General features: G+C 55.8%; 27 protein-coding genes. 15 read left to right on the top strand and 12 right to left on the bottom strand.

Features of this window, described 5'->3' with window-relative positions:
• Positions 1-112: 112 nt before the first annotated feature.
• Complete coding sequence (locus G6Q15_RS03020; RefSeq protein WP_164115512.1) at positions 113-1,084, top strand: cation diffusion facilitator family transporter; 972 nt, start codon at positions 113-115, stop codon at positions 1,082-1,084.
• A 212-nt stretch (positions 1,085-1,296) separates the two neighbouring features.
• Here G6Q15_RS03020 and G6Q15_RS03015 read toward each other — a convergent pair whose 3' ends face one another.
• From G6Q15_RS03015 to ppa, 6 genes are all read right to left on the bottom strand, one after another.
• On the bottom strand, positions 1,297-2,190 hold the full coding sequence (locus G6Q15_RS03015) for a metallophosphoesterase (protein ID WP_164115510.1): 894 nt from the start codon (positions 2,188-2,190) through the stop codon (positions 1,297-1,299).
• Positions 2,191-2,282: 92 nt separating this feature from the next.
• Positions 2,283-3,212 (bottom strand): electron transfer flavoprotein subunit alpha/FixB family protein, encoded by a 930-nt coding sequence (locus G6Q15_RS03010; RefSeq protein WP_164115851.1) that lies wholly within the window; start codon positions 3,210-3,212, stop codon positions 2,283-2,285.
• On the bottom strand, positions 3,212-3,958 hold the full coding sequence (locus tag G6Q15_RS03005; protein WP_164115508.1) for an electron transfer flavoprotein subunit beta/FixA family protein: 747 nt from the start codon (positions 3,956-3,958) through the stop codon (positions 3,212-3,214). The genes G6Q15_RS03010 and G6Q15_RS03005 overlap by 1 nt, the downstream gene beginning before the upstream one ends.
• A 289-nt stretch (positions 3,959-4,247) precedes the next feature.
• Positions 4,248-5,447 carry an ADP-forming succinate--CoA ligase subunit beta gene (gene sucC / locus G6Q15_RS03000; RefSeq protein WP_164115505.1) on the bottom strand — a complete coding sequence of 400 codons (1,200 nt, stop codon included), beginning with the start codon at positions 5,445-5,447 and terminating at the stop codon, positions 4,248-4,250.
• 134 nt (positions 5,448-5,581) lie between these two features.
• On the bottom strand, positions 5,582-5,893 hold the full coding sequence (locus G6Q15_RS02995) for a hypothetical protein (protein ID WP_164115502.1): 312 nt from the start codon (positions 5,891-5,893) through the stop codon (positions 5,582-5,584).
• 9 nt (positions 5,894-5,902) lie between these two features.
• Entirely contained in the window at positions 5,903-6,436 is a 534-nt protein-coding gene (ppa, locus tag G6Q15_RS02990) for an inorganic diphosphatase (RefSeq protein WP_164115849.1), read from the bottom strand.
• Between the two features lie 157 nt (positions 6,437-6,593).
• Here ppa and hisS point away from each other — a divergent pair, with 157 nt between their 5' ends.
• From hisS to G6Q15_RS02960, 6 genes are all read left to right on the top strand, one after another.
• Positions 6,594-7,847, top strand: coding sequence for a histidine--tRNA ligase (gene hisS / locus G6Q15_RS02985; RefSeq protein WP_164115500.1), 1,254 nt, complete (start codon positions 6,594-6,596; stop codon positions 7,845-7,847).
• Positions 7,844-8,929 carry a peptide chain release factor 1 gene (gene prfA / locus G6Q15_RS02980; protein WP_164115498.1) on the top strand — a complete coding sequence of 362 codons (1,086 nt, stop codon included), beginning with the start codon at positions 7,844-7,846 and terminating at the stop codon, positions 8,927-8,929. Before hisS ends, prfA begins: the two co-directional genes overlap by 4 nt.
• The gene (gene prmC, locus G6Q15_RS02975) at positions 8,926-9,756 is read left to right on the top strand and encodes a peptide chain release factor N(5)-glutamine methyltransferase (RefSeq protein WP_164115495.1); all 831 of its coding nucleotides are present in this window, start codon (positions 8,926-8,928) and stop codon (positions 9,754-9,756) included. Before prfA ends, prmC begins: the two co-directional genes overlap by 4 nt.
• A gap of 216 nt (positions 9,757-9,972) precedes the next feature.
• Positions 9,973-10,608 carry a DUF4167 domain-containing protein gene (locus G6Q15_RS02970; RefSeq protein WP_164115493.1) on the top strand — a complete coding sequence of 212 codons (636 nt, stop codon included), beginning with the start codon at positions 9,973-9,975 and terminating at the stop codon, positions 10,606-10,608.
• 110 nt (positions 10,609-10,718) lie between these two features.
• Positions 10,719-12,233 (top strand): DUF4139 domain-containing protein, encoded by a 1,515-nt coding sequence (locus tag G6Q15_RS02965; protein ID WP_240330717.1) that lies wholly within the window; start codon positions 10,719-10,721, stop codon positions 12,231-12,233.
• Positions 12,234-12,284: 51 nt separating this feature from the next.
• Positions 12,285-13,817 (top strand): hypothetical protein, encoded by a 1,533-nt coding sequence (locus G6Q15_RS02960; RefSeq protein WP_164115491.1) that lies wholly within the window; start codon positions 12,285-12,287, stop codon positions 13,815-13,817.
• Here G6Q15_RS02960 and G6Q15_RS02955 read toward each other — a convergent pair.
• Positions 13,814-14,251 (bottom strand): acyl-CoA thioesterase, encoded by a 438-nt coding sequence (locus G6Q15_RS02955; RefSeq protein ID WP_164115488.1) that lies wholly within the window; start codon positions 14,249-14,251, stop codon positions 13,814-13,816. The genes G6Q15_RS02960 and G6Q15_RS02955 overlap by 4 nt on opposite strands.
• Positions 14,238-14,543: a hypothetical protein gene (locus tag G6Q15_RS02950; RefSeq protein ID WP_164115486.1), complete on the bottom strand. Its 306-nt coding sequence runs from the start codon at positions 14,541-14,543 to the stop codon at positions 14,238-14,240. The genes G6Q15_RS02955 and G6Q15_RS02950 overlap by 14 nt, the downstream gene beginning before the upstream one ends.
• Before the next feature lie 130 nt (positions 14,544-14,673).
• Here G6Q15_RS02950 and G6Q15_RS02945 point away from each other — a divergent pair, with 130 nt between their 5' ends.
• Entirely contained in the window at positions 14,674-15,102 is a 429-nt protein-coding gene (locus tag G6Q15_RS02945) for a CBS domain-containing protein (RefSeq protein ID WP_164115484.1), read from the top strand.
• Positions 15,103-15,206: 104 nt separating this feature from the next.
• Entirely contained in the window at positions 15,207-16,853 is a 1,647-nt protein-coding gene (locus G6Q15_RS02940; RefSeq protein WP_164115482.1) for an AbgT family transporter, read from the top strand.
• Here the strand turns inward: G6Q15_RS02940 and thpR are convergent.
• Together thpR and typA are read right to left on the bottom strand one after the other, a co-directional pair.
• Positions 16,850-17,380, bottom strand: coding sequence for an RNA 2',3'-cyclic phosphodiesterase (gene thpR / locus G6Q15_RS02935; protein WP_164115480.1), 531 nt, complete (start codon positions 17,378-17,380; stop codon positions 16,850-16,852). The genes G6Q15_RS02940 and thpR overlap by 4 nt on opposite strands.
• 51 nt (positions 17,381-17,431) lie before the next feature.
• The gene (typA, locus tag G6Q15_RS02930) at positions 17,432-19,261 is read right to left on the bottom strand and encodes a translational GTPase TypA (RefSeq protein WP_164115477.1); all 1,830 of its coding nucleotides are present in this window, start codon (positions 19,259-19,261) and stop codon (positions 17,432-17,434) included.
• A gap of 161 nt (positions 19,262-19,422) precedes the next feature.
• Here typA and aroQ point away from each other — a divergent pair, with 161 nt between their 5' ends.
• The 3 genes from aroQ (at position 19,423) to accC (ending at position 21,845) form a co-directional block, all read left to right on the top strand.
• Positions 19,423-19,863 carry a type II 3-dehydroquinate dehydratase gene (aroQ, locus tag G6Q15_RS02925; protein WP_164115475.1) on the top strand — a complete coding sequence of 147 codons (441 nt, stop codon included), beginning with the start codon at positions 19,423-19,425 and terminating at the stop codon, positions 19,861-19,863.
• 104 nt (positions 19,864-19,967) lie between these two features.
• Positions 19,968-20,474, top strand: a complete 507-nt coding sequence (gene accB, locus G6Q15_RS02920) for an acetyl-CoA carboxylase biotin carboxyl carrier protein (RefSeq protein ID WP_240330716.1) — start codon at positions 19,968-19,970, stop codon at positions 20,472-20,474.
• Positions 20,475-20,483: 9 nt separating this feature from the next.
• Complete coding sequence (gene accC, locus G6Q15_RS02915; RefSeq protein WP_164115473.1) at positions 20,484-21,845, top strand: acetyl-CoA carboxylase biotin carboxylase subunit; 1,362 nt, start codon at positions 20,484-20,486, stop codon at positions 21,843-21,845.
• Positions 21,846-21,848: 3 nt separating this feature from the next.
• Here accC and G6Q15_RS02910 read toward each other — a convergent pair whose 3' ends face one another.
• Complete coding sequence (locus G6Q15_RS02910) at positions 21,849-22,514, bottom strand: MOSC domain-containing protein (protein ID WP_164115471.1); 666 nt, start codon at positions 22,512-22,514, stop codon at positions 21,849-21,851.
• 203 nt (positions 22,515-22,717) lie between these two features.
• On the opposite strand from G6Q15_RS02910, the gene G6Q15_RS02905 reads away from it, so the two are divergent.
• The gene (locus G6Q15_RS02905) at positions 22,718-23,752 is read left to right on the top strand and encodes an RcnB family protein (RefSeq protein ID WP_240330715.1); all 1,035 of its coding nucleotides are present in this window, start codon (positions 22,718-22,720) and stop codon (positions 23,750-23,752) included.
• Positions 23,753-23,852: 100 nt separating this feature from the next.
• On the opposite strand, the gene G6Q15_RS02900 is transcribed toward G6Q15_RS02905, so the two are convergent.
• Positions 23,853-24,401, bottom strand: coding sequence for a cytochrome b (locus tag G6Q15_RS02900; RefSeq protein WP_164115469.1), 549 nt, complete (start codon positions 24,399-24,401; stop codon positions 23,853-23,855).
• A gap of 140 nt (positions 24,402-24,541) precedes the next feature.
• On the opposite strand from G6Q15_RS02900, the gene G6Q15_RS02895 reads away from it, so the two are divergent.
• Positions 24,542-25,819, top strand: a complete 1,278-nt coding sequence (locus G6Q15_RS02895; RefSeq protein WP_164115467.1) for an amidohydrolase family protein — start codon at positions 24,542-24,544, stop codon at positions 25,817-25,819.
• Between the two features lie 38 nt (positions 25,820-25,857).
• The gene (locus tag G6Q15_RS02890; RefSeq protein ID WP_164115465.1) at positions 25,858-26,529 is read left to right on the top strand and encodes a 2OG-Fe(II) oxygenase; all 672 of its coding nucleotides are present in this window, start codon (positions 25,858-25,860) and stop codon (positions 26,527-26,529) included.
• Positions 26,530-26,635 lie beyond the last annotated feature (106 nt).

The raw sequence follows: 26,635 nt of genomic DNA, 5'->3' as shown, positions 1-26,635 counted from the left end.
TCCGGTCCAGTATTCCTGCGTCCCGTTTCTTGCGTTCAAACTGATACTATGCGGCGAAATATGCGAATTGAAATACTTGCCCCCTTACCCTTGCCCCGATAAGCTGTGCACGATGGGGACGCAGCACAGCCATTCAGATCACGCGCATACGGATCACGGCCGTGCGGACCATAGTCATGATCATGGCGGCCATCACCATCACGCACCAAAAGTGAGCGCGCGCAACGTGCGGGCCGTGGGGCTCGCCGCGCTGCTCACCGGCGCATTCATGATTGCCGAGGTTGTGGGCGGTGTCATATCCGGTTCGCTCGCTCTCATCGCCGATGCCGGGCATATGCTCACCGATTTTGCCGCCCTGGCGCTTGCATGGCTTGCCTTCCGCATTGCCCAGCGGCCGAGTGACTGGAAACGCAGCTATGGCTTTGACCGGTTTTCGGTGCTGGCCGCGTTTGTCAACGGGCTGTCGCTGTTCCTCATCGCTGCATGGATCATCTATGAGGCAGCACACCGCATCGCCGATCCGCAGCCTGTGCTTGCAGGGCCGATGCTGGCCATTGCCGTGCTCGGACTGCTGGTCAACCTCGTCGCGCTACAGATCATGCGCAGCGCCGATCCCGACAATCTTAATATCCGCGCGGCGATGCTGCACGTTATGGGCGATTTGCTCGGCTCGGTCGCGGCCATTGCCGCGGCAGGCATCATCATGGCCACCAGCTGGTTCATGATCGATCCGCTGCTATCCGTGCTGGTTGCGCTTATCATCCTGCGCGGGGCGTGGGCGGTAACGCGTTCTTCGGCGCATATATTGTTGCAGGGTGCACCCGACGGGCTGGAGCCGGAGTTCATTGCCACCGACCTCAAATCCCATGTGACGGGCGTAACCGATGTGCATCATATCCACAGCTGGTCACTGACCGAAGAGCGCCCTGTCATCACGCTGCACGCACGCATTGCCGATGGCCTGGACAGTCATGCCGCCTGCCGCGCGATCAAGATCCGCCTCGCCGAAAAGTTCGATATCGGCCATGCCACGGTTGAGATTGAACAGGGCGAGGCCGAATGCGAGGATCAGAGCTGCGGGTGAACCGGCGCAGTGCCCAAACGCACCAAATACCGCTTAACTTCCCTTAGCTTCGCACCCAGGAAGCCTTTTAATCCGCCATTTCGGCTGTTTTTTGTTGGATATTGTTGGATTTGGCGGGACGGGAAGACGCAACTGTATGAAAGGGCTAAAGTGCGGCTAGCATGGTGGCGCGGGTGTAGGACAGGAGAGGCGGGTCGTTGTTTCAATAAGCCTTAACGCGCCGCTTCTTCACCCTCCACTGTAATCAGCCACATATCGGGCACAGCACCCAGGCGCAGCGGGAGTATTGATGTGCCAAGCCCTGCACCAACGATCAGCGTCTTGCCATCTTCATCCACACGGCCGCATACATAGCGGCGGCCATATTTGGATGCGGTGGCAAGTGGCTCCACAAATGGCGGTGCAATCTGCCCGCAATGGGTGTGTCCCGCGAGCATGAGCATGGCATCAGCCGTATTGCCGGGTGATGCCATATCAGGGAAAATATCAGGGCTATGGCTAAGCACTATCTGCATGGGCGGCGGTGCACCCGGATCAGATGATCCCGCCAGCGCCTGCATCATGGTCAAGGTTTTGGGCAGATCGGAATGGCCAGTATAGTCATCATCCACTCCGCCTACCACGAATGGGCCGAAGCGCGCGGCCTCATTACTCAAAACGCGGACATTCGCCGCCTTTAATGCCTCGGCAATTGCAATATCCTCTGGCCTGTCACGTTCGCGCCAATGGTCGTGATTGCCCATGACCGCCGCCACGCCGAGCCGCGCTTTCAGATCAGTCAGCGGCACCAAAGCTTCGTCTGCTTCATAGGTATGAGTGGACAAAACCTTGTCACTCACAAAATCGCCCGCGAACAGCACCAGGTCTGGCTTTAATGCATTGACCTGCTCCACAATCCGCGCCAGCCTTTCAGGCGGCATATCCGGCCCTGCAACATGCACATCGGATATCAGCACAATCCGCTGCTCCAGCACATCTTCGGGCCATGCAGGCGCAACAACCACCGCCTCGCGCACCACCGGATCACGCGTGGCCATGTGATACATGAAAGCGACCAGCGCAAGGCCGGGCAGGATGGCGAGAAGGAAGAGGCGGCGGAGGATCATAGATATTCTCGCTAAAGAAAAAGCCCCCGCAATACAATGCAGGGGCTTTCCTGATTTCAACCTCGTTCAAAGCACAGTTTGAACGACACGTCTTAGAGCTTCGAAGTCAACTCCGGCACAGCATCGAACAGGTCCGCGACCAGTCCCAAATCCGCGACCTGGAAAATCGGCGCGTCTTCATCCTTGTTGATGGCGATGATGGTTTTACTGTCCTTCATGCCCGCAAGGTGCTGGATCGCGCCGGAAATGCCGATCGCGATATAGATTTCGGGAGCGACAATCTTGCCGGTCTGGCCGACCTGATAATCGTTCGGCACATAGCCCGCATCGACCGCGGCGCGTGATGCACCGATACCCGCGCCCAGCTTGTCGGCGAGAGGCGTGATGACTTCCTCGAACTTCTCAGCGCTGCCAAGAGCACGGCCGCCTGATACAATAACTTTTGCCGATGTCAGTTCGGGGCGTTCGCTTTCCGCGATTTCCTCGCTGACAAATTCGGAGAGACCTGCATCGGTTGGACCAGAAACAGCTTCGACAGCGGCGCTGCCGCCTTCGGTGGCGGCTTTGTCAAACGCGGTGCCGCGCACGGTGATGACCAGTTTTTCATCGCTCGACTGCACGGTCGCAATCGCGTTGCCGGCATAGATAGGCCGCGTGAAAGTCTTGTCGCCTTCGACCGAAAGGATATCGGAAATCTGCATCACATCGAGCAAGGCTGCGACGCGGGGCGCGATATTCTTGCCGGTGGTGGTGGCAGGCGCAACGAACGCGTCATGGCTGCCCATCAGGTCCGCGATAAGCGGCGCGACATTTTCAGCCAGCGCGTGCGCGTAGGCCGCGTCATCGGCGACATGCACCGTGGCAACGCCTGCGACTTTCGCCGCCTGGTCAGCAACCGCACTACAGCCGGAGCCAGCGACGATGGCATGCACTTCGCCCAGCTGGCCAGCAGCGGTCACCGCGGCCAGTGTGGCGTCTTTCATTTCACTATTGTCGTGTTCTACCCAAACAAGAGTTTTCATCATGCTGCTCCCATTTCTTTAAGCTTGGCGACCAGCTGGTCCACATCTTCCACCTTGATACCCGCGCTGCGCACCGGCGGTTCGGAAACATTGGTGGTGGTAAGCCGCGGTGAAATGTCCACGCCGTAATCGGCGGGTGATTTCGTGTCCATCGGCTTTTTCTTTGCCTTCATGATGTTCGGCAGCGACGCATAGCGCGGCTCGTTAAGGCGCAGGTCGGTGGTGATGATCGCAGGCGTTTTCACCTTCACTGTCTGCAAGCCGCCATCAATTTCGCGCTTCACAGTGGCGCTGTCACCGTCAACTTCAACGGTGTTGGCAAATGTTGCCTGACCCCAGCCAAGCAGTGCGCCCAGCATCTGGCCCGTCTGGTTCGAATCATCGTCAATCGCCTGCTTACCCAGCAGCACAAGGCCAGGCGTTTCTTCTTCGGCAACCTTGGCGAGAAGTTTAGCCACACCTAGCGGTTCGACTTCATCGTCCGTCTGGATATGGATCGCACGGTCAGCGCCCATGGCGAGCGCGGTGCGCAACGTTTCCTGCGCCTTTGCGGGGCCGATCGAAACGGCGACCACTTCTTCAGCCTTGCCTGCTTCTTTCAGGCGGATGGCTTCCTCGACTGCGATTTCGTCAAACGGGTTCATCGACATTTTGACATTGGCGAGATCCACGCCGCTACCGTCCGATTTGACGCGCGGCTTGACGTTATAATCAATCACCCTTTTTACGGGTACCAGGATTTTCATGTGTTTTCCTTCCTGTTGTTCATACGTCCCTCACCTGCTCATTCATGAGCCTTTAAAGGGTTTTGCCACTCTGGCTTCAACAAGCTCAGCCTGAGCAGAGGTGGGCATTAGCCCGAAATGCTGCGATGCTTATAGTTAACGTTCACGTTAACGTCAACTATAGGTCAATCATTCTATCCTTCGTTCGTCATTCCCAGCTTGGCTGGGGCTATATTTCATAACAACTGCACATATTATGCGGGGTGGGTGAGGAAAATTCCCACTTTCGCGGGAATGGCGGAGATTAATATCAAGCCGCCTCTTTCACCTGCGCCACTATTTTCTGCGCTGCATCACCAAGGTCACTCGCACTGACGATAGGCAAACCAGACTGGTCCAAAATGTCCTTGCCCTTTTGTACATTCGTGCCTTCCAGACGAACAACGAGCGGTACCGACAGGTTCACTTCTTTCGCTGCTTCAACAATGCCTTGCGCGATAATGTCGCATTTCATAATCCCGCCAAAGATATTGACGAGAATGCCCTCCACAGCAGGATCAGCGAGAATGATCTTGAACGCCGCAGTTACTTTTTCAGTAGTCGCGCCGCCGCCTACGTCGAGGAAATTGGCAGGGAACGCGCCGTTCAGCTTGATAATATCCATTGTTGCCATGGCAAGGCCCGCACCGTTCACCATACAACCGATATTGCCATCAAGTTTGATGTACGCGAGGTCATGTTTACTGGCTTCGACTTCTGCCGGATCTTCTTCGGTTTCATCGCGCAGCGCCTCAACATCGGGATGGCGGAACATGGCGTTACCGTCAAAGCTCATTTTGGTATCAAGCACCAAGAGTTGCCCGTCCTTGGTTTCTACCAGCGGATTGATTTCAAGCATCTCGCAGTCAAGATCCATAAACGCGGTGTAAAGCTGCTTCGTCAGCTTCTGACATGCCTTGTTAAGCGCACCGTCCAGTTTCAACGCAAAAGCAGCGGCACGGCCATGGTGCGGCATGAAACCCTGCGCGGGATCAATTGTGATGGTGGTAATTTTTTCGGGCGTGTCATGTGCCACTGCCTCAATATCCATGCCGCCTTCGGTTGATATAATCATCGACACACGGCCTGTGGCACGGTCAACCAGCATGGAGAGATAATATTCGCTTTCAATATCGACGCCATCGGTCACGTACAGCCGATTGACCTGCTTTCCCGCATCTCCGGTCTGGATAGTCACCAATGTGTTGCCAAGCATGTCAGTCGCATCCTGACGCACATCATCTGCCGATTTGGCAAGGCGCACACCGCCTTTTGCATCCGCATCCAGTTCCTTGAACTTGCCCTTGCCGCGGCCACCTGCATGAATCTGCGATTTCACGACATAGAGCGGACCGGGCAGCTTTTCCGCTGCCGCCACAGCTTCTTCGACACTCATCGCAGCATGGCCGGTCGGGATGCCAATGCCATATTTCGCGAGCAGTTCTTTTGCCTGATATTCATGGATGTTCATGGGAGGGAATTCACCTTTCTGAAAAAACCTGATGCGAGTCCATCTGTTGGTGCCAAGCTAAAGCATAGGCGGCGGATAAATGGAAGGGGCCAAATGCATGGAATGCAGCGCAGACCCGGACCATGCAACAGGCTTTATGATCGCACTGCGCAGATCACACCCGAAGAGCTGACCACGCCCAGGATTTCCGGGTCCTGCAAAGCCCTGGTGCGTTTTACAAATTCATTGATGCTGATATCGCCTGCATCACGGCCTTTCAGTTTTTTGAGGCCGTTAAACTTGTTAAGTTGCACCAGTGATAGCCGGTCCACCATACGTTCGGCCATGCATGCAGCCACAGGCCTGGAAAGCCCCGCATCCATCAGCGCTGAGCGCACCCGCGTTTCGGGCGTGGCGCAGGCAGTGAGCGAAAGCGAAACAACTATCAGGACCGCGATGTTTTTCATGCCCAGGCCTTATTTGCCCCGCTTCGCCAGCTCAATCGCTTCCAGCACGACCTGCTTGGCTTCTTCTGCATCACCCCATTTGCCGACACGGACCCATTTTTCTTTTTCCAGGTCTTTATAGTGCGTGAAGAAATGCTCAATCTGCTGCATCACGATTTCGGGCAGGTCGCCGCCCTCACCAATCTTGCGGTAATAGGGGAAAGTAGCGTCAATCGGCACGCAGAGCAGCTTTTCATCACCGCCATGTTCGTCTTCCAGGTTGAGCACCGCAATCGGGCGGCAACGCACCACGCAGCCCGGCATAAACGGTGAACGGGCCACCACCAACGCATCAAGCGGATCGCCATCGGGCGACAAGGTGTGCGGGATAAATCCGTAATTGGCAGGGTAACGCATCGGCGTGTGCAGGATGCGGTCCACGAAAAGCGCACCTGATTCCTTGTCAAACTCGTACTTCACAGGTTCGCCGCCAACGGGCACTTCGATAATGACGTTCAGGCTTTCGGGTGGATTATCACCAATGGGGATTGCGTTAATGTTCATGGAAATTGTGTCTTTCAGTGAATCAAATGAGAGAATCTTTCGTGCCACATAGCCAAAATGCTGCACCTGCGAAAGGGGGAAGTGCCACGGACTGCCGTATAAATAATTCATCATGCATATTTGGATTCTGCGAAAAAGGCGCTAAAGGCGCTCTCCTATGAGCAAGATAAACACGCCCAAACCCGTGCGCGGCACACAGGATATTTTCGGACCGGAGCAAGAAGCGTTCGGCCATGTTATTGATACATTCGAACGTGTACGGCGGCTGTATAATTTCAAGCGCGCCGAAATGCCGGTGTTCGAACCGACGGCAGTCTTTGCCCGCTCGCTGGGCGAAACCACTGATGTAGTATCGAAAGAAATGTATTCGTTCGATGATCGTAGCGGGGATTCGCTCACCCTGCGCCCCGAATTCACTGCCGGTATCGTGCGCGCTTACCTTACAAACGGGTGGCAGCAGCACGCCCCGCTCAAACTGGCCACACACGGCCCGCTATTCCGCTATGAGCGCCCGCAAAAGGGGCGCTACCGCCAGTTTCACCAGATTGATGCCGAGATACTGGGCGCAGGCGAACCTGCCGCCGATGTCGAGCTGCTGGTGATGGCCGACCAGCTTTTGAAAGAACTGGGCATTGATGACGGTGTAACGCTGCACCTCAACACGCTGGGCGATCCGGAGAGCCGCGCGGCGTGGCGCGAAGCGCTGGTCACGCATTTTGAGAAGTATCGCGGCGACCTGTCCGAGGACAGCCAGACCCGGTTGGATGTAAATCCGCTGCGCATATTGGATAGCAAAGACCCGCGCGACCGGCCCATTGTGGATGAGGCCCCAATTATTGATGACAGCCTGACGGACGAGGCGCGCACTTTCTTTGATAAAGTCACTGCCGGGTTGGACGCGGCTAGTGTAGCATGGACCCGCAATGCGCGGCTGGTACGCGGTTTCGATTATTACCGCCACACGGCATTTGAATTCATCACCGACCGGTTGGGTGCACAGGGTACCGTTTTGGGCGGCGGCCGCTATGACGGGCTGGTCGAGGCACTGGGCGGGCCGCATACGCCATCTGTCGGCTGGGCTGCAGGCATCGAACGACTGGCTATGCTGGTCGGTGAAAAGGAAGCGCCCGTAGTTGATGCCGTTGTGATACCTTTGGGCGAAGCAGCGGAAATGGCAGCAAGCGGCATTATTGCCGATCTACGCAGGAATGGCATCACGGCGGATATGGCCTATCGCGGCAATATGAAAAAGCGCATGAAAAAAGCCAATGATGCGGGTGCACGCTTCGCGGTCATTATCGGCGATGACGAACTCGCAAGTGGCAAAGCGGCGGTCAAGGACCTGAGCACCGGTACGCAAGTTGAAGTACCGCTGGATGAAATTGCCCGGAAAGTATCGCACGTACAATGACCAGCATTTCCGCCGAACGCATCGCGCAGATCGAAGCGCGTTTTGACGAACTGCAAGCCAAAATGGCTAGTGGGGAGCTGGACAGTGATGCGTTTGTGGCGGTGTCGAAAGAATATGCCGAAGTCGAACCCGTGGCCAAGGCCGCCGCGCATGTCCGCCGCTTGCGTGCAGAGCTGGAAGTGCTGCAGGGCCTGATTGACGAGAAGGAGCAGGACGCGGAAATCAAGGAAATGGCCGAAGAGGAGGCCGCCGATATCCGCAGCACTTTGCCTGAGGCAGAAAAGGCACTGGCGCTGCAGCTCCTTCCAAAGGACAGTGCCGATGCGCGCCCTGCCATGCTCGAAATACGGGCTGGTACGGGGGGCGATGAAGCCGCGCTGTTCGCGGGCGATCTGGCACGCATGTATCAACGCTTTGCCGAGGAAAATGACTGGAGCACAGAAATGGTCTCCGCCAATGCATCCGATGTAGGCGGGTTCAAGGAAGTGGTAATGTCGGTGCGCGGCAGCAATGTATTCGGGCGGCTCAAATGGGAAAGCGGTGTACACCGCGTGCAGCGCGTTCCCGAAACCGAAAGCGGCGGGCGCATCCATACGTCGGCGGCGACCGTGGCTGTATTGCCCGAACCCGATGAAGTCGATGTCCAGATCAATCAGGAAGACCTGCGTATCGATACTTACCGTGCAAGCGGTGCAGGCGGACAGCACGTCAACAAGACGGACAGCGCGATCCGTATCACGCACTTGCCCACCGGGCTTGTGGTGCAGTGCCAGGACGGCAAATCGCAACACAAGAACAAGGCGCAGGCGATGAAAGTGCTTGCCGCGCGGCTATATGAACAGGAACGCGAGGCGGCGGCAAGCGAACAGGCCGATGCGCGCAAATCGATGGTCGGCAGCGGCGACCGGTCCGAACGCATCCGCACCTATAATTTCCCGCAGGGCCGCGTCACGGACCACCGTATCAACCTGACGCTACACCGGCTGGCGGAGATACTCGAAGGCCCGGGTCTGGGCGAACTGGTCGATGCACTGACGGCGGAAGACCAGGCCGCCAAACTTGCCAATATGGATGGGGCGTGAGTGTAGCAGAGGCCATTCGCAACGCCGCACAGCAGTTGGACGGCATCAGCGATACCCCCCGTCTCGACGCAGAGCTGCTGATGGCACACGCGCTGGATGTCAGCCGCTCAGCATTGCTGCTGAACCATATGCAGGCTGGTCCGCCTCATGAATTCCGGGCCTTGCTGGATCGCCGCATCGCGCATGAACCCATTGCCTATATCACCAGGCATCAGGAATTCTGGGGGCTGGATTTTGCCGTCACGCCCGATGTTCTGATCCCCCGCGCGGACAGTGAAACCTTGGTCGAAGCGGCAATTGAGGCACTGAAAGAAGCTCCGCCCATGCGCATATTGGACCTTGGTACAGGGTCAGGGGCGTTGCTGCTCGCCGCATTGTCACAATGGAATGAAGCGCACGGGACCGGTATTGACCAGAGTGCGGCGGCGCTGGAGGTGGCAAAGCACAATGCCCGGCATTTGGATCTGACTGACCGCGCTACATTCCATCGGCTTGACTGGAGCTGTGAGGGATGGACCGACAAGCTGGATACCCCGTTTGACCTTATTCTATGCAACCCGCCTTATGTTGAAACCAATGCCGAACTGGCGCCCAATGTGGCAGATTACGAGCCTCATGATGCGCTGTTTGCAGGTGAGACCGGGCTGGATGACTATCGCCTGTTAATACCTGTTCTGGATAAACTGCGTGCCCAAAATGCCCCTGTAATATTTGAAATCGGGGCAGCGCAGGCCGAAATGGTCACTGCAATCGCCTCGGAAAATGGTTTCCGCAGCACGATAAAGCATGATCTGGCAGGGCACCCACGCGCAGTTATCATAGATTAATCAGTAATTTACTTCGTTATCCACTACCAATATCCAGTTTTTGCTTGGCAAGCATGTAAACTCTCGCTACGGCTTTAAAGAGAAGATCAAGGATGGATGCACGAAATCCCCGTCTTTTGGATCTTGTTCCTGCCAAAATTGGACACGCTCTGCAACGCAAGGCTTCTCCACTGAGAGCAGGCGAAACTCATGTCAGACATGTAAGGAATGACAAAATTGAGCAATAACCGCGGACAGAATAACCGCCGCCGCAGCCGCAACAATAATCGCGGCCCGAATAATCGTGGTGGAATGGATACAGCCAACAGGATCGACAACAGGGCGCGCGGCAACGCAGCCCAGATGCTGGATAAATACAAGAAGCTGGCCAATGATGCCGCGATGAATGACGACGGCGTCAACTCCGAATATTATCTGCAGTTTGCCGATCATTATTTCCGCGTACTGGCCGACAGTAAAGCGCGTCAGGAAGAAGAACGCGCCAAGCGTGAAGCAGAGCGCGCCGCGCGCCATGAAAACCGCGATGACGACGACAGCCATGGCAGTGAGCACAATGATCGCCGCCAGCCTCGCCGCAATCCGCGCCGGACGCATGCTGATACGGACAGCCCAGATGTGGAGGCGGACAAGCCGGATGCCGCAGAGAAACCCAAACCGCGCCGTACCCGCAAGCCGAAAGAGGATGCGCCAAAAGAAGGTGCGCCAAAAGAAGATGCGAAAGCCACCGTCGATATGGCGGCACTTCCGCCCGCCATTGGCAGCAGCGATGATGCGCAGGAAAAACCGAAACGGACCCGTGCCCGTAAAACTGACAAGGCGGATGACGACAAGCCGGCGGTTGCTGCTGAATAGGTATCAGCGCCTCCTATCCAGGATCGCCTGAAAACTTCTCCCTTCAAGATTTCCCTGTTCAAAACGGGTAAAATGCAGCATCATCCCCTTGCAAAAGAGGGAGATGAACGATGCGCGCCCATAGTATATCCTTATCCATAGTTGCGTTCGGAGTTGCTGGGGGACTGGCTGGCCCTGTTACGGCACAGGTCCCCGCTAATGACCCTGACAGCACCGCCCAGGGCGATGTCTCCGTCACCATCTATAATGGCAATCTGGCGCTGGTACAAGACGTGCGACAGGTGAATGTGCCCGCCTCTGTCACCCGCATTCCCTTTCCTGATGTTTCCGCACAAATCCGGCCCGAGACCGTCACGCTGGGCGGTACCGGTTTTGACATTATGGAACAGAATTTCGATTTTGACCTGCTGTCGCCAGCATCATTGATGCAAAAAGCCGTGGGGCAGCAGGTGACATTGCTGCGCACCAACCCCGCAACGGGCGCACAGACCCGCGAACGTGCAAAAATACTGGCCGTCAATGGCGGTGTGGTGATGCAGATCGGCAACCGGATCGAGGTCCTGCGTGATGATGGCCTGCCCGTGCGCGTCATATTCGACCGCATCCCGCCCAATCTGCGCGCCAAACCGACTTTGTCGGTCACGGTGGATTCGCGCCGTGCTGGCACACGCCCGCTCACGCTCAGTTACCTCTCCCGCGGGCTGGGTTGGAACGCCGATTATGTCGCGCTGTTTGATGAACAGAAGGGCAGCATTGATGTGCAGGGCTGGATCACGCTGCGCAACAATACTGGCACGACATTCCATAACGCAAAAACATTGCTGGTCGCCGGCGAAGTCGCACAGGCACAGCAGAACCGGTATAATAACCGTCGCAGAAATCAGCCCCGGGGCAACAGTCCGGGTACTGAAAGCGGTTCTGCCGAAGCGCTGGCCGATTTTTATATCTATCCGCTCGCCAAACGCACCACTATCGCCAATGCGCAGCAGAAACAGGTCAGTTTTCTTGATGTTGCAAATGCAGCCGCCGCCAAAGCGTATCAATATACCAACCGCTGGATGGGCAGTAGTGACCAGGCGCAGAGCGCCGATACAGTACTCAAATTTTCAACCTCACGCGAAGGTGGCCTCGGCGATGCGCTGCCTGCGGGCACAGTGCGCGTCTATATGCGCGACCAGCGCGGACAGGCGCAGTTTATCGGTGAGAACCGGATATCCCATACGCCCGGCGGCAGCGATCTGGCGCTGAAAACCGGTGAAGCGTTTGATGTGAAAGTGCAGCCCATCATGGTCAGCCGCGACAAAATCTCGCCCGGCGAATGGGAAACCACCGCACGCTACCGCATCAGCAGCAGTGACGGCGGCAGTGAAACGGTCACGGTGGAGCGACAAAAAAACTTCTGGCGCACCGTCATGCACTATAAAGTAACCAATGCGAAATCGCAGCCGGTCACAGTCGATGTCGCGCAGATGGGGCTGAAGCGTTATTATTCCTGGAACGACACACGCATCCCAAGCGAAAGCATTCCTGGCAAGCAACGGACCGCCGATACCCGTGTGTGGCAGGTGCCCGTGCCCGCCAATGGCGAAACCATATTGAAAGTCACATACGATACACGCTGGTAAGGCGGGTCAATGCGTATCTTCTTATCTTTATTGGCAATATTGCCAGTCATTATGGCCATACCCGCCCTGGCGCAGGGTGCAAATGATGCGGTTGTGACATCCGCAGGCCCGGATGCCGTGGAAGTGTCGATATATCGCAACCCCAATGCCGATCCGGAAAGTCCGCTTGAACTGGACTATTTGCAAGGCTTTGCACTCGTCACCGAAACACGCGAAGTCAACCTGCCAGCAGGACCCGTCACGCTCCGTTTTGAAGGTGTGGCCAGCGGCATCTTACCGCAAAGCGCGCTGGTACGCGGCATCGGCATTGAAGAGAAAAACCGCGATGCACGGCTTTTGTCACAGCGCGGGCTGCTGGACGCTTTTACCGGGCAGCGGGTGACCATCCGCCGCACCAACCCCGCAACGGGCGAGGTCACCACGGAAAGCGGCACAATCCGCTCCGACCCCGACCGCGTAATATTGCAGACAGAGGCGGGTTTTGAATCGCTCTACTGCACCGGACTGGACCAGACACTACTGTTTCCCTCCGTCCCAAGCGGCCTGACCGCCAAACCCACACTCTCGGTGGTCATGGGTAATCAACCGGGCGGGCGCATGCAGGTCACCCTTACCTATCTCGCCAGCAATTTCGACTGGCAGGCGAATTATGTGGCGGAACTGAACAGTGCTGGCAACCGGATAGACCTGCTCGGCTGGATGACCATGGCGAGCGCAGATGATACCAGCTTTGTGAATGCCAGCGCCAATGCCATCGCGGGGACAGTCAACCGTGTGGACGATGATAGGAATGGAGCAGGTAGCTCGCCCTCCGGAAGACAGGATATCAGCTTTAACTGCTGGCCCTATGGCACCACAACTAGCGGCCTTGGCAGAGCCAGGTATGGCGCGATACCGCCGCCACCTCCTCCACCGCCCCCTGCCTCTGCCCCTATTGCCATGCGCATGGAGTCTGCAGCCGATGAATTCATTGTAGTGACTGGCACACGTGTCGCTAAACGTGAGGAGCTGGGCGACCTCAAGCTCTATCGCATCCCCTTCCCCGTAACTGTGGCTGCGAAAAGCCAGAAGCAGGTCGCGTTCCTGTCGAAAAAACAGGTCGAGGGCGAGATTATCTACCGCTCCACTTTTTCAGACAGCAGTGACGAAGGCGATATCGAACGACTTTTCGTCATACAAAATGAAGAGAAATCCGGATTGGGCGAACCCCTTCCTTCCGGACAATTCACTTTTTTCCAGCGCGTGTTAGGCCTGCGCCAGCTGGTCGGTGAGGCATCAATGGATGACAAAGCGGTCGGCGAGGAAATCGAATTGATGCTGGGCGGGGCCAGCAATGTCACTATCGACCATGATTATGGCGACAAGGAAGGCAAAAACTGGGACAGTCACGTCGTTACTGTCAAAAATGCCAATGCCTTCCCGGTGACATTCGAAGTCCGGTTCGACCCGAACGACGAGGAAACACTCAAAAAGTTCAAAGGCAGGACATTCAGGAAGAATGGCCGTATCATATGGCGCGCGACTGTCCCTGCAAACGGTGAGCGCAAATTGCGCTATCGCAGCTATGATGTGAAAGAGGACTAAACGCCCTTCAGGCCCTCAGGCAAGTTACTCTTATCAATGACTCTGGGCCGGTGGTTTTCATCCAGCGCCACGAAAGTGAACAGGCCGCTTGTGACCCGCACTTCCTCTGCCCCGCGCGATCTTGTAGCGATCACATCGATGCGAATGGCCAGCGACGTGCGGCCTATCCGTTCCACCTCGGCATAGACCGAAATCACATCACGCAGCAGTATGGGCGCGATAAATTCCATTGCATCTATGGCCACAGTGGCCGTCGCACCTTGCGTTGCCCGCGCAGCGACAATGCCCGCCGCCGTATCCATCTGGCTCAGCACCCAGCCGCCAAAAATATGGCCGTTGGAATTGATATCGGCAGGCCCCGGCACGACACGCAGGATCGGATCCTCACGCGACGTCAGTGCGGGCTTTACGCCAATATGATCACTTTTCGTCATCGCCATATATTTCCTTTGAAATTTCATCTTCCACCGCCTCATCATGGCCTGTCCCGCTGGACAGGAACACCAGCCCCATTAATGCCGCCGTGAGCAGCATCGCCGCCGCGACGGCCAATGCTGTTGCAATATAAAGATGGATGGATACCCAGCCATGCAGCGCGAACATGATACCCAGGGCAACCGCGACAACACCCAGTGTTACGAGCGCCATAAACCACATAAGGCGGCGATAACGCGCCCAGGCGAAACGGGCATAATCGGGATCATCAAGATTGGATGGACGCGGCATGGGAATCTATTGGACGCTTTTATACGCGGCATCAAGCCCGGCTGAATGACGGACGATATATTTTGTGTTACATTTATCTGTACAAGCACAGAGAATCGGACATAATCGATCCATTAAGCGGAGGAAAATCATGACAGTTGCCAAAATATTGGAAAATCGCTCTGGCGAACTTTTTACATGCCATGGGGATGACAGCGTCATGGATGCCATCGCAATGCTGTCCGAAAAACGCATCGGTGCCCTGCCGGTTATGGCTGGTGGCAAGGTGGCAGGCATATTTTCCGAACGCGATGTTATATACTGCCTGCAAAGTGACGGGGCAGGCGTTCTGGACACACCGGTTTCGAATGTCATGACCGCGCCCGCCATCACTATCGCGTCCGATGCGACTGCCTTGTCTGCATTGTCGCTCATGAGCAAGCGGCGCATCCGTCACTTGCCAGTCGTCGAGGGTGAAAAACTTGTTGGTTTTGTATCAATCGGCGATCTTGTGAAATACCGCATCGACAAGATCGAGAGCGAAGCCGCCGCCATGCGCGACTATATCCAGAGCGCCTGAATCCAAAGCATCTGACGCACCTCTTGCGCCTGATACCTACCCCATTGCGGTTTTTGAAACTTGCGCTAAGATTCCCGGAAAAACCATAATTCGGGAAGAGGTATATGGCAAATACAGCAGAGAATGTGACAAATGGCCCCAAAACCACAGGGTTTCTGGCCTGGGTTGAACGGACCGGCAACAAGCTTCCCGATCCGGTATTTATTTTCCTCTACCTTATCATTGCACTGATCGTGATTTCAATTATCGCGGCGGCCATGGGCGCTTCAGCGCTGCATCCGACCGAATTGGGGGAAGATGGCAAAGCACTGGTGATCAAATCGGTCAGTCTGCTGGCACCTGAAAATATTCAGAAGCTGTGGGTCGAAATGCCCAAGACATTCACCCACTTCCATCCACTTGGCTATGTTCTGGTCGTGATGCTGGGTGCGGGCGTGGCCGAACGGTCGGGCTTTTTTGCCAGCGGTATGCGCGCCGCCGTCAAAAGCGCGCCAGTGTCGCTGTTGACCCCTGTTGTCGCGCTGGTCGCCATGATCGGCAACCACGCCGCCGATGCAGGATATGTCGTGCTGATTCCACTCGCTGGACTGCTGTTCGCCGCGGCAGGGCGACATCCACTGGCAGGCATTGCGGCGGCATTTGCCGGGGTTTCAGGTGGTTTTTCCGCCAATGTTTCACCGGGGCAGCTTGATGCGCTGCTGTTCGGCATCACCGAAGAAGCGGTGAATGTCAGCGCGCTTGATCCAAGCTGGACAATGAACATTGCTGGTAACTGGTATTTTATCGCCGCGATGACTTTCATCTTCCTGCCAATCATCTGGTATGTCACCGACAAGGTGATTGAGCCGCGTCTGGGCGCATGGATCCCGGAAGGCGACATGGCGGAAACTTACGCCCAGGATGATGATGGCGAGTTGTCTGCTGAGCAGAAAAAGGGCCTGAAATATGCTGGCCTCGCTACATTGGGCGTGGTGGCGCTTTGGGCCATCATGGCACTCGGCCCCGGCACGCCGCTGATCAACGAAGAAGCCTGCGCACCCGGTACCATTGCCAGCGGTGACTGTTCGGTGCACACCACGCTGCGCCCATTCTATCAGTCGCTGGTTGCCGGTTTCTTCGTACTCTTCCTCGCGTGCGGCTGGGCCTATGGCAAGGCAGCCGGCACAATCAACGATCACCGCGATCTGGTGAACATGATGGCGGAATCGATGAAGGATATGGGTTACTATCTCGTGCTAGCCTTTGCCGCTGCGCACTTCGTGGCGATGTTTGGCTGGTCAAACTTGGGCCTGATTACTGCGGTGCATGGTGCCGCCGGGATTGAATCCACCGGCCTGCCACTGCCACTCGTGCTCGGCCTGATCGTGCTGTTCTCGGGCCTGCTCAACCTGTTTGTCGGATCGGCAAGTGCCAAATGGGCGCTGCTTGCGCCGGTGCTGGTACCGATGCTGATGCTGCTGGGTGTAAGCCCCGAAGGCGCGACTGCGGCCTACCGCGTCGGCGATAGCGCGACCAATATCATCACGCCGCTGATGGTCTATTTCCCGCTTATCCTTGTGTTTGCGCAGCGCTGGCAGAAAGATTTCGGGCTCGGCAGCCTGACCGCGATGATGATCCCTTATTCGGTATGGCTTCTGGTCAGCGGTACATTGCTGCTGGTGCTGTGGGTCTATCTCGGCATTCCGCTCGGCCCCGATGCATCGGTCAGCTATGCCATTCCGCAAGCTGCGGTTCCTGCGGCTGCGCCTTAAGCCATATCCCATTCGGCCAGCGGCACATACAGGCTGCCGCTGGTGCGCAGATGGCTCTGCATCAGCACCAGTCGGTCAAATGTAAATGGCGTGCTCGAAAGGCCGATATGCGATTCCATGAACTGTGCAGGCGATCCGCCACTGCGCGGTAATCGCGCCAAAGTGATATGCGGCACATATTTGCGTTTTTCTGGCTTCAGCCCCGCCGAAACACAGATGCGTTCAATCTGCCGGTGCAGATGGGCAAACGGCTGTGCCGGGGAAACCCCGGCCCAAAGCTGCTGCACATGATCACCGCGCGAAAACTGGCCAATGCCGTCCAACCGCGCTTCTATTGGAGACAATGGAAGCCGGTCCGTTTCCGCCACCAGCAAATCCACGACATGCCCTTCCACATCACCGACATAGCGCATCGTCAGATGCAGCTGCGCATCCGATTGCCACCGCGCACCCTCAATACCGCCCATCAGCAGGCAAAGCCGCTGCCGGATATCATGCGGTGGAACAAGTGTGAAGAACAGGCGCATGCCGTTCGCTTACAGCACCGCAGACATGCAGTAAATCAACTGCCCTTACCCTTAACCTTCTTTCTTGCGGCTTTCCTTTTTACGCACATTGGGGTCAAGATGGCGTTTGCGCAGGCGGATCGACTTGGGCGTGACCTCAACCATTTCATCATCGTCAATATAGGCGATTGCCTGCTCCAGACTCATCAGACGCGGCGGGGTAAGGCGGATCGCGTCATCCTTGCCGGTCGAACGGAAGTTGGTGAGCTGCTTTGATTTCATCGCATTGACTTCAAGGTCTTCGGGCTTGGCGTTCTCGCCAATAATCATGCCTTCGTATATCGCCACGTTCGAACCGATGAAAAGCTCGCCGCGTTCTTCCAGACTGTTCAGCGCATAGGCAACGCTTTCGCCTGTGGTGCGTGAAATCAGCACGCCAAGCTGACGGCCCGTAATGCTGCCCTTGTACGGCCCGTATTTTTCAAACAGGCGGTTCATCAGGCCGGTGCCGCGCGTGTCAGACAGGAATTCGCCGTGATAGCCGATCAGGCCGCGCGACGGCGCAGAAAAAGTAATCCGCGTCTTGCCCGTGCCGGATGGACGCATGTCGGTCAACTCGGCTTTGCGCATCTGCATTTTCTCGACCACCGTGCCGCTATGCTCGTCATCGACGTCGATCACGACAGTCTCGTACGGCTCTTCGCGCTCACCCGCTTCATTTTCACGGTAGAGAACACGCGGACGCGAAATGCCAAGTTCAAAACCTTCACGGCGCATCGTTTCAATAAGTACGCCCAGCTGTAATTCACCGCGGCCCGCGACTTCAAAACTGTCTTTGTCCGCGCTTTCAGTGATGCGAATGGCAACATTGGATTCAGCTTCCTTGGCCAGCCGGTCACGGATCATGCGGCTTGTGACCTTGTCGCCTTCACGGCCTGCAAACGGGCTGTCATTGACGGCAAAGCGCATCGACAGCGTTGGCGGATCAATTGGCTGCGATGCGATCGGTTCCATCAGGTCAGGCGTGGCAATGGTATTGGCCACGGTTGCATCGGTCAGGCCTGCCAGCGAGATAATGTCACCTGCCTCGGCAAAATCGACCGGCTCACGCTCCAACCCGCGGAACGCCATAATCTTGGTCGCGCGGCCCTGTTCGACAATATTGCCATCAATATCCATCGCCTTGATCGGGTCATTGATTTTCAGCGTGCCCGTAGCAATACGGCCCGTCAGGATACGCCCGACGAAATTATCACGGTCCAGCAGCGTTACGAGAAAGCTGAAAGGCGCGTCTTTATCCACGGTTGGCGCAGGCACATGTTCGACAATTTTCTTGAACAATGGCTGCAAATCACCTTCGCGCGCTTCGGTATCTTCGCTCGCATAGCCATTGCGGCCCGATGCATACAGCACGGGGAAATCGAGCTGCTCATCATTGGCACCCAGGTTCACGAACAGGTCAAAACATTCGTCGAGCACTTCATCAGGACGGCCATCCGGGCGGTCAATCTTGTTCACAACTACAATCGGTTTGAGGCCGAGCGCGAGCGCCTTGCCCGTCACGAACTTCGTCTGCGGCATTGGTCCTTCGGCAGCATCGACCAGAAGGATGACACCATCGACCATCGACAGGATACGCTCCACCTCGCCGCCAAAATCGGCGTGGCCCGGCGTATCGACAATATTGATGCGCGTGGTTTCGCCTTCATTTTCCCATTCGACGCTCGTGCACTTGGCCAGAATCGTGATGCCGCGCTCTTTTTCCAGATCGTTTGAATCCATCGCGCGTTCTTCCACCCGCTGATTCTCGCGGAAGGTACCCGATTGCTTGAAAAGCTCATCCACCAGCGTGGTTTTGCCGTGGTCAACGTGCGCGATAATCGCGATATTGCGAAGGGACATGTTTATTCTGCTTATCGTAAGAGGAGGACGGCTGCTATGCGCGCACGCCACAATTGGCGCGCGTATAGCTGGCTTTGTGTTGCAGTGCAATATCAAACCGGCCACGCTTGTCCTGCCTGCAACAGCCGCTATAAGCATATGTCAAAGGGGCGCATCGCACTATGACCGATACCAGAACCATATTTGTCCTCAACGGACCCAATCTTAACCTGCTCGGCCTGCGTGAGCCGGAAATTTATGGGTCGGACACGCTCGATGATATTGCGGATAGTCTGGAAGATCGCGGGAAAGAACTCGGCTTCGAAATCGACCTGCGCCAGTCCAATCATGAAGGGCACCTCACCGACTGGCTGCATGAGGCCCAGGGCGCAGGTGTGCATGCGGTTATCCTGAACGCTGGCGCGCTGACGCATACATCCGTAGCACTATATGATGCTGTCAAAGCCATCAAAACGCCGGTAATCGAAGTGCATATTTCCAACCCCGCGGCGCGGGAAGAATTTCGGCATAAAAGCCTGATTGCACCCGTCGCACGCGGCTCCATCTGTGGCTTTGGCACTTATGGCTATGTCATGGCGCTGGAGGCGGCAGCGAAGATTTAGCGCATAAAGATATTGCCCTGCCCCCCGGTTTGCGGGCATAGGCAGGGCAATCATGTTACATTTGCAACGGTTCGTACACGCGGACAATACTCCAAGAGGAATTCATGGCAGCAAAGCAGAATCAGGGCAGTACATCCAAATCAGGCACAATGCAGGTGGACGGAAAGCTGGTCCGTGAACTTGCCGAATTACTGGGTGAAACCGGCCTCACTGAAATCGAAGTCGAAGATGGCGAGCGCAAGATCCGCGTGTCACGTGGTGCCCCAGGTGCAATGATGGCGGCGGCTCCTATGCCTGCGCCGGTACACGAAATGCCTGCTGTAGCGCCTGCTCCTATTGCTCCGGTAGAAGAAGCGGCTACCCCTGCCGCCGATATGGCAAATGCCGTCAAATCACCTATGGTCGGCACGGTCTATATGGCGCCGGAACCAGGCGCCGCACAATTCGTCAAGGTCGGCGACAGCGTGGGCAAGGGTGACACGCTGCTGATTGTCGAGGCAATGAAGGTCATGAACCCGATTACCGCACCCAAGGCAGGCAAGGTCGCACAGATACTGGTCGAGGACGCACAGCCGGTCGAATTCGACCAGCCTTTGGTGGTTGTGGAGTAAGCCTGCGGCATGACCATCAAAAAGATATTGATAGCCAATCGCGGCGAAATCGCACTCCGTATCCACCGCGCTGCGCATGAAATGGGCATTAAGACAGTAGCGGTGCATTCCACTGCTGACGAAGATGCGATGCATGTCCGGCTTGCCGATGAAGCCATTTGTGTAGGCCCGCCGCCCGCCACTGACAGTTATCTCAATATCCCGAACATTATTTCGGCAGCCGAAGTCAGCCATGCCGATGCAATCCATCCCGGCTATGGCTTTTTATCGGAAAATGCCAAATTTGCCGAAATTGTTGAAGCGCATGGCATCAAGTGGATCGGTCCTAAGCCCGAACATATCCGTACCATGGGCGACAAGGTAGAGGCAAAACGCACCGCTGGCGCGCTTGGCATTCCGCTTGTCCCGGGCTCTCCCGGACCGGTTGAGAATATCGAGGATGGCAAACGCATTGCCGAAGAAATCGGCTATCCAGTGATTGTCAAGGCAGCATCAGGCGGCGGAGGCCGAGGCATGCAGGTGGTGGAAAGCCCCGACAAGCTGGAAAGCCTGATGAGCCAGGCATCAAATGAGGCCAAGGCCGCTTTTGGCGATCCAACCGTCTATATCGAAAAATATCTGGGCGATCCGCGGCATATCGAATTTCAGGTGTTTGGCGATGGCAATGGCCATGCCGTACATCTGGGCGAGCGCGATTGTTCGTTGCAGCGCCGCCACCAGAAAGTATTGGAAGAAGCGCCTTCACCGGTTATTTCGGACGCGCAGCGCGCGGAAATGGGTACGACTGTGGCCAAGGCAATGGCTGATATGGCCTATCGCGGCGCGGGTACGATCGAGTTTCTGTACGAAAATGACGAGTTTTATTTTATCGAAATGAACACTCGTTTGCAGGTTGAACATCCCGTGACGGAAATGATCACCGGTATCGACCTGGTACGCGAACAGATCCGCGTGGCCGACGGACATCCGCTTTCTTTCCAGCAGGAAGATATCCAGTTCCACGGCCATGCGGTCGAATGCCGGATTAATGCCGAAGATCCGAAAAATTTCACACCGTCGCCTGGCAAAGTGACCGGATACCATCCCGCAGGCGGTATGCATGTGCGCGTCGATAGCGGGCTTTATCACGGCTATGTCGTGCCCCCCTATTATGATAGTATGATTGCCAAGCTTATCGTTTATGGCAAGAACCGCGAAGGGTGCCTGATGCGCCTGCGCCGTGCGCTGGATGAATTTGTGATCGAGGGCATGAAAACCACCATTCCGCTCCACCGCGAATTGCTCGACGATCCGGAATTCCAGAATGGTGACTATACCATCAAATGGCTGGAAGAATGGCTCGCCAAAAATGCGGAAAGCGATGAAACCTAGGTTTTAGCCCGGGTTATCCAGTATCCTGGCCGCGCGTTCCCGCCAATTCGTCGCGAGCAGTTCCATATCCTGCAATTGCCTTAATGCCGCCGGGTCTTTTTTGCCGCGCCCACCGATTAGCAGCATGAAGACGCACTCCACCGTCCATTCCGCCAATCCGCGCTCCACCCGTTTCATGACTGCATCGGGTGCCACCATGCCTTCTTCGATCACACGGTAATAAAAGCCGCATTTGCCGGTGCGCACAATGTCCGCCATCACGCTGTTTTTGCCTTTTACCCCAAAACGGTGATCGAGTTTCCAGCAGGGCTGGCGGCCATGGCTAATTTCTATCAGCGCCGCGCCTAGCCGAAACCGGTCGCCAATGCGTGCTTCGCTTTCGATAATGCCGGTCGTGGATATATTCTCGCCAAATGCACCTGGTTTTTTCAGAAATGCATGGCCCGGCAGGCGTCCACGCCAATAATCATAATGGTCATAGGGATAATGGTGCAGCGCTTTGTCCGGTCCGCCATGATGCACCGTGTCGGCAACCTGATCACCCGTTATGCCGGTGCGCCCCAGAAAGACAGGCGAATCCACCGGGGATTTGGCAATTGCGCTGTGCTCGCCATCTCCGCGAAAAGAGACAGGTTTTCCGATATTGAGTGTAAGGATTGGTGTCTGCATAAGCCATTTACCGCTGATTTCTGCCAAAAAGCAAGTGTTCATAAAAGTTGCTGCTAATATTAACAAAAGGCAACAGCGTGGTTCAGTTTGGGGTAACACGTAAGTCCCTATAACGTGATCAACACTAACGGAACGGTCGTGGGAAATCTGGTCAGCTTCTGACCGGAAATAGAAATTTTCATCAGGCCCAAGGAGTAAAGAATATGCGCCCATTATATTATGTCAGCCTGATGGCCGCCACCATTTTGTCACCTCTGGTAATTGGTGAAGCAGATGCAGCTGAAATCACCGCCAAGGCACAGGTCAATACAGGCTCTGCAATAGCAGGCAGCCCCGCTCTGGCCATACAGTTAAATGAAACGGCCCAGCAAAGCCGTGAGCGACGCGGTGAACGCAGAGCGCGCGGAGAACGACGCCAGAACAAGCAGGCCCGTCAGCAGCGCAGAGCCAATCGCGAAGCACGTGCAGAACGTCAGGGCAACCGCGAGGTGCGTCAAAAACGTCGTGCGAAGCGCGAAAAAGCGCAGCAACAGCAGCAACGCCGTGCAAGCCATCAAGGCACACAGCAGCGTCAGCAGCGCCGCGCAACCAATGAGCAGCGCCGGGTACGTCAGGATCGCCGCTTGAACAGACAGGAACGTATCGTCCGCGAGGCACAGCGCCGCGTAAACCGCAACCGTCGTGCCAACGCCCGTGGCGACCGCAACCGTGATGGTCGCGTCGATCGTCGCTGGGACCGGAATCGTGATGGTCGGATTGACCGCCGATATGACCGCAACCATAATGGTAAGGTAGATCGTCGCTGGGACCACAACCGTGATGGCCGGATAGATCGCAGGTATCGTGCCGACCGCCGTGACAAGCGATATAAGCGGGATCGTCGCGATTATCGCCGCGGCTATCGTAACGCGCGGCGTGACTACCGCAAAGCATGGAAGCGCAGCTGGCGTAATGACCGCCGCTATAACTGGCGCAATTACCGTAAATATAATCGCCATCTATATCGTGCAAACCGGTATTATGCGCCTTATCGCAGCCACCGCTATAAGCGCTTTGGTATCGGATTCTACCTGGGCTCGGGGTTTTATGCCCGCAATTACTGGATAAGTGATCCGTCGTATTACCGCTTACCGCCAGCTTATGGTGACTATCGCTGGGTACGTTATTATGATGACGTCTTGCTGGTTGACATTTATACTGGTTATATAGTCGATATTATTTACGATTTTTACTATTAAGCTCCGGCCAGGACAGGCTAAAGCTTTACGAAATCCCTCCTCGGGATCACCTTAAGGGGGCTGGAACATTCCGGCCCCCTCTTTTTATGCTTCGCACATTTTATACGTTACGGCCCAAACCCATTTTGGCAAGAACAGGTAATTTGTCAAAAAATTGATGCTTGAGCGCGCCAAGTACGTGCAGGATGATCAACACAAACATCGCTTTACCTATAATTTCGTGAATATCGTGCAATTGCCCGCCCACGTCCCGGCTTTCTTCAACAGGCAGTGCGGGAATTTCAAAAATACCAAACCAGTCCACGCCGCTGCTGCCATAGGCCGACACCATCATCCAGCCGGTCAGCGGAATGGCGATCAGCAATATATAGAAGAGAGAGTGCGCGGTTTTCGCAAGCATCGCCTCCCACGGTTTCACACCATGGGCCACATCAGGGCGCTTGTGCGTCAATCGCCAGATAATGCGCAATACAGTAAGCACCAATATGGTAATGCCGATTGCCTTGTGCGGGTCCATATATACAGCTTTGGCAGACCGCTCCAGATCATGAGCAATATTCACCAGGACGTAATTCGCCAGCACCAGTGCTGCAATAATCCAGTGAAAGGCGATAGCGCCGCGCGAATATCTGTTTAAATCATGTGTCATGGCCTGCTCCCTGATTGATGCGATATGCAGGATAAACCTGAAACGACGGGGCTGGCAAGGCCATGTCACGCGCTATTGCATTGCAAACATGGTGCTGGTGTGCATAAATCCGCTTTTCACACATGATCAGGAGAGTTGGAATGCGGACATTAACACAGATATGGGCCGCATTTTTGGCATTAACGCTGATGGTTTTTCCCGCCGCTGCGCAGGATAAGGTTATTCTGGCCGGTAACCTGATTGCGGATGCAAATACCGGTGCAACTGGTCCGGCCACCATCACCGTGCGTGATGGCAGGATTGTCTCTATCGAAAGCGGCATTACACGCCCAAATGATGGCAAGGTTATCGACCTTTCCGATAAAACTGTTCTGCCAGGGCTGATTGACATGCATGTCCATCTGTCAGGCGATCCCGGTGGTGACTTCTGGAGACAAGCCACTGAACCAGATGAGTGGGGCGTGGTTGTGGGTGCAAAAAATGCGCGACTGACAGCGCTGGCCGGCTTTACGACTGTGCGTGATGTAGGCAGCGCGCCTCAGGTGGGATTTGTACTGCGGCGCGGTACGGCAGAAGGCATCCTTCCAGGCCCGCGCATCCAGTCTGCTGGCTCATCGCTGGCTATTATCGGTGGGCACGGTGACGTATCAGGCTTTCGTCCGGAAGTGAATGCGGCGCTGGCCGATGGTTCTGCCTGTACGGGCGTGAAAGAATGTGCTGCCGCGGTACGGGAAGCCTCAAAAAATGGCGCAGACCTCATCAAGATTACCGCCACCGGCGGCGTGCTCAGTCAGCAGGCGCGCGGGCTCGACCAGCATTTCACCGATGCGGAAATGGAAGCGATTGTGAGTTCTGCCCACGCGCTCGGCATGCGGGTCGCAGCACATGCACACGGCCCGCGCGGTATTGAGGCCGCATCAAAAGCGGGTGTCGACACCATCGAACATTGCACTTTTGCCGACGATGCCACGATCCGTGCAATGAAAGAAAATGGTACTGCCTGTGTGCCAACATTGATGGCATTTGTCGGCGTGCAGGAGGGGTTGGGCAAAGGTGTTTATACCCCGCCCGTAGAAGCAAAAATCCGTGCCACCCTGTCACAGCTTGGCAAGGCGCCAACCGCCATGCGAAAAGCTGGCATCCCTATCATATTTGGTACGGACAGCGGCGTTTATCCGCATGGCCGTAATGCCGAGGAATTTGCGCTGATGATAAAACATATTGGTATGTCACCGCGCGAAGTACTGGCCAGCGCCACGACCGAGGCAGCAAAGCTCATGGACCTGGAAAATGAGATAGGCCGCATTGCAACAGGCTATAGCGCCGATATCATTGCAGTGGATAGTGATCCGCTGAAAGATATCACCGCACTGGAAAAAGTGGACTGGGTTATGGTGCGCGGAAAGGTTATTGACTAGATTGAGTGTGATCGAATCATATATTTGAAGTAACCGTCATGGCCTATGTAACCGTTCCCGATACCGCCGCGCAGGCACGCAGCAAGTTCAGCCGCGAAGTCACCAAGCGGCTTGAAAAAAACCAGCACACCGAAAAACTCGATTGCGACCTGTTCGATGCCTTTGTCGTTCGTGAATTCATGAATGCGCAGGAATGTATGCGGATGATGCGCATGATCGACAGCACTGCCCAGCCTTCCACTTTGTACAAGCAGGACCCTGATAAGGAATTTCGTACAAGCTATAGCGGCAATGTTGATCCGTTCGACCCGTTCATCAAGACAATCGACAAACGCATCTGCCAACTGCTCGGCATCAAGCCCGCGCGCGGGGAAACAATACAGGGACAAAGATATGATGTGGGACAGCAGTTCAAACCACATCAGGACTATTTCCATGTCAGTCAGGAATATTGGCAGCAGGAAAAGCATCGCGGTGGGCAGCGCACCTGGACCGCCATGGTGTATCTGAACGAACCCATAGAGGGCGGTGAGACAGGCTTTACCAACGCAGGTTTCAAGGTGCCGCCCTATACCGGGATGCTGCTGACCTGGAACAATCTGAACGCCGATGGCACGGTGAATGCCGATACCCTGCACAGCGGCAACCCTGTAATAAAGGGCACAAAATACATCATCACAAAATGGTTCCGTGAAGGAATCTGGAAATAGCGCTTGTCTTCGTATAGCACGATACCGTGCATTTCCGTCGAAATCTGTCGTGTTTTTGCAGCTTTGCGAATTGCGCATAGTTACAGCGTCATGCTAATGACTTTGC

Source organism: Sphingorhabdus sp. Alg239-R122 (genome assembly GCF_900537065.1).
Classification (GTDB): domain Bacteria; phylum Pseudomonadota; class Alphaproteobacteria; order Sphingomonadales; family Sphingomonadaceae; genus Alg239-R122.
This window is presented reverse-complemented; position numbering and strand designations above follow the sequence as displayed.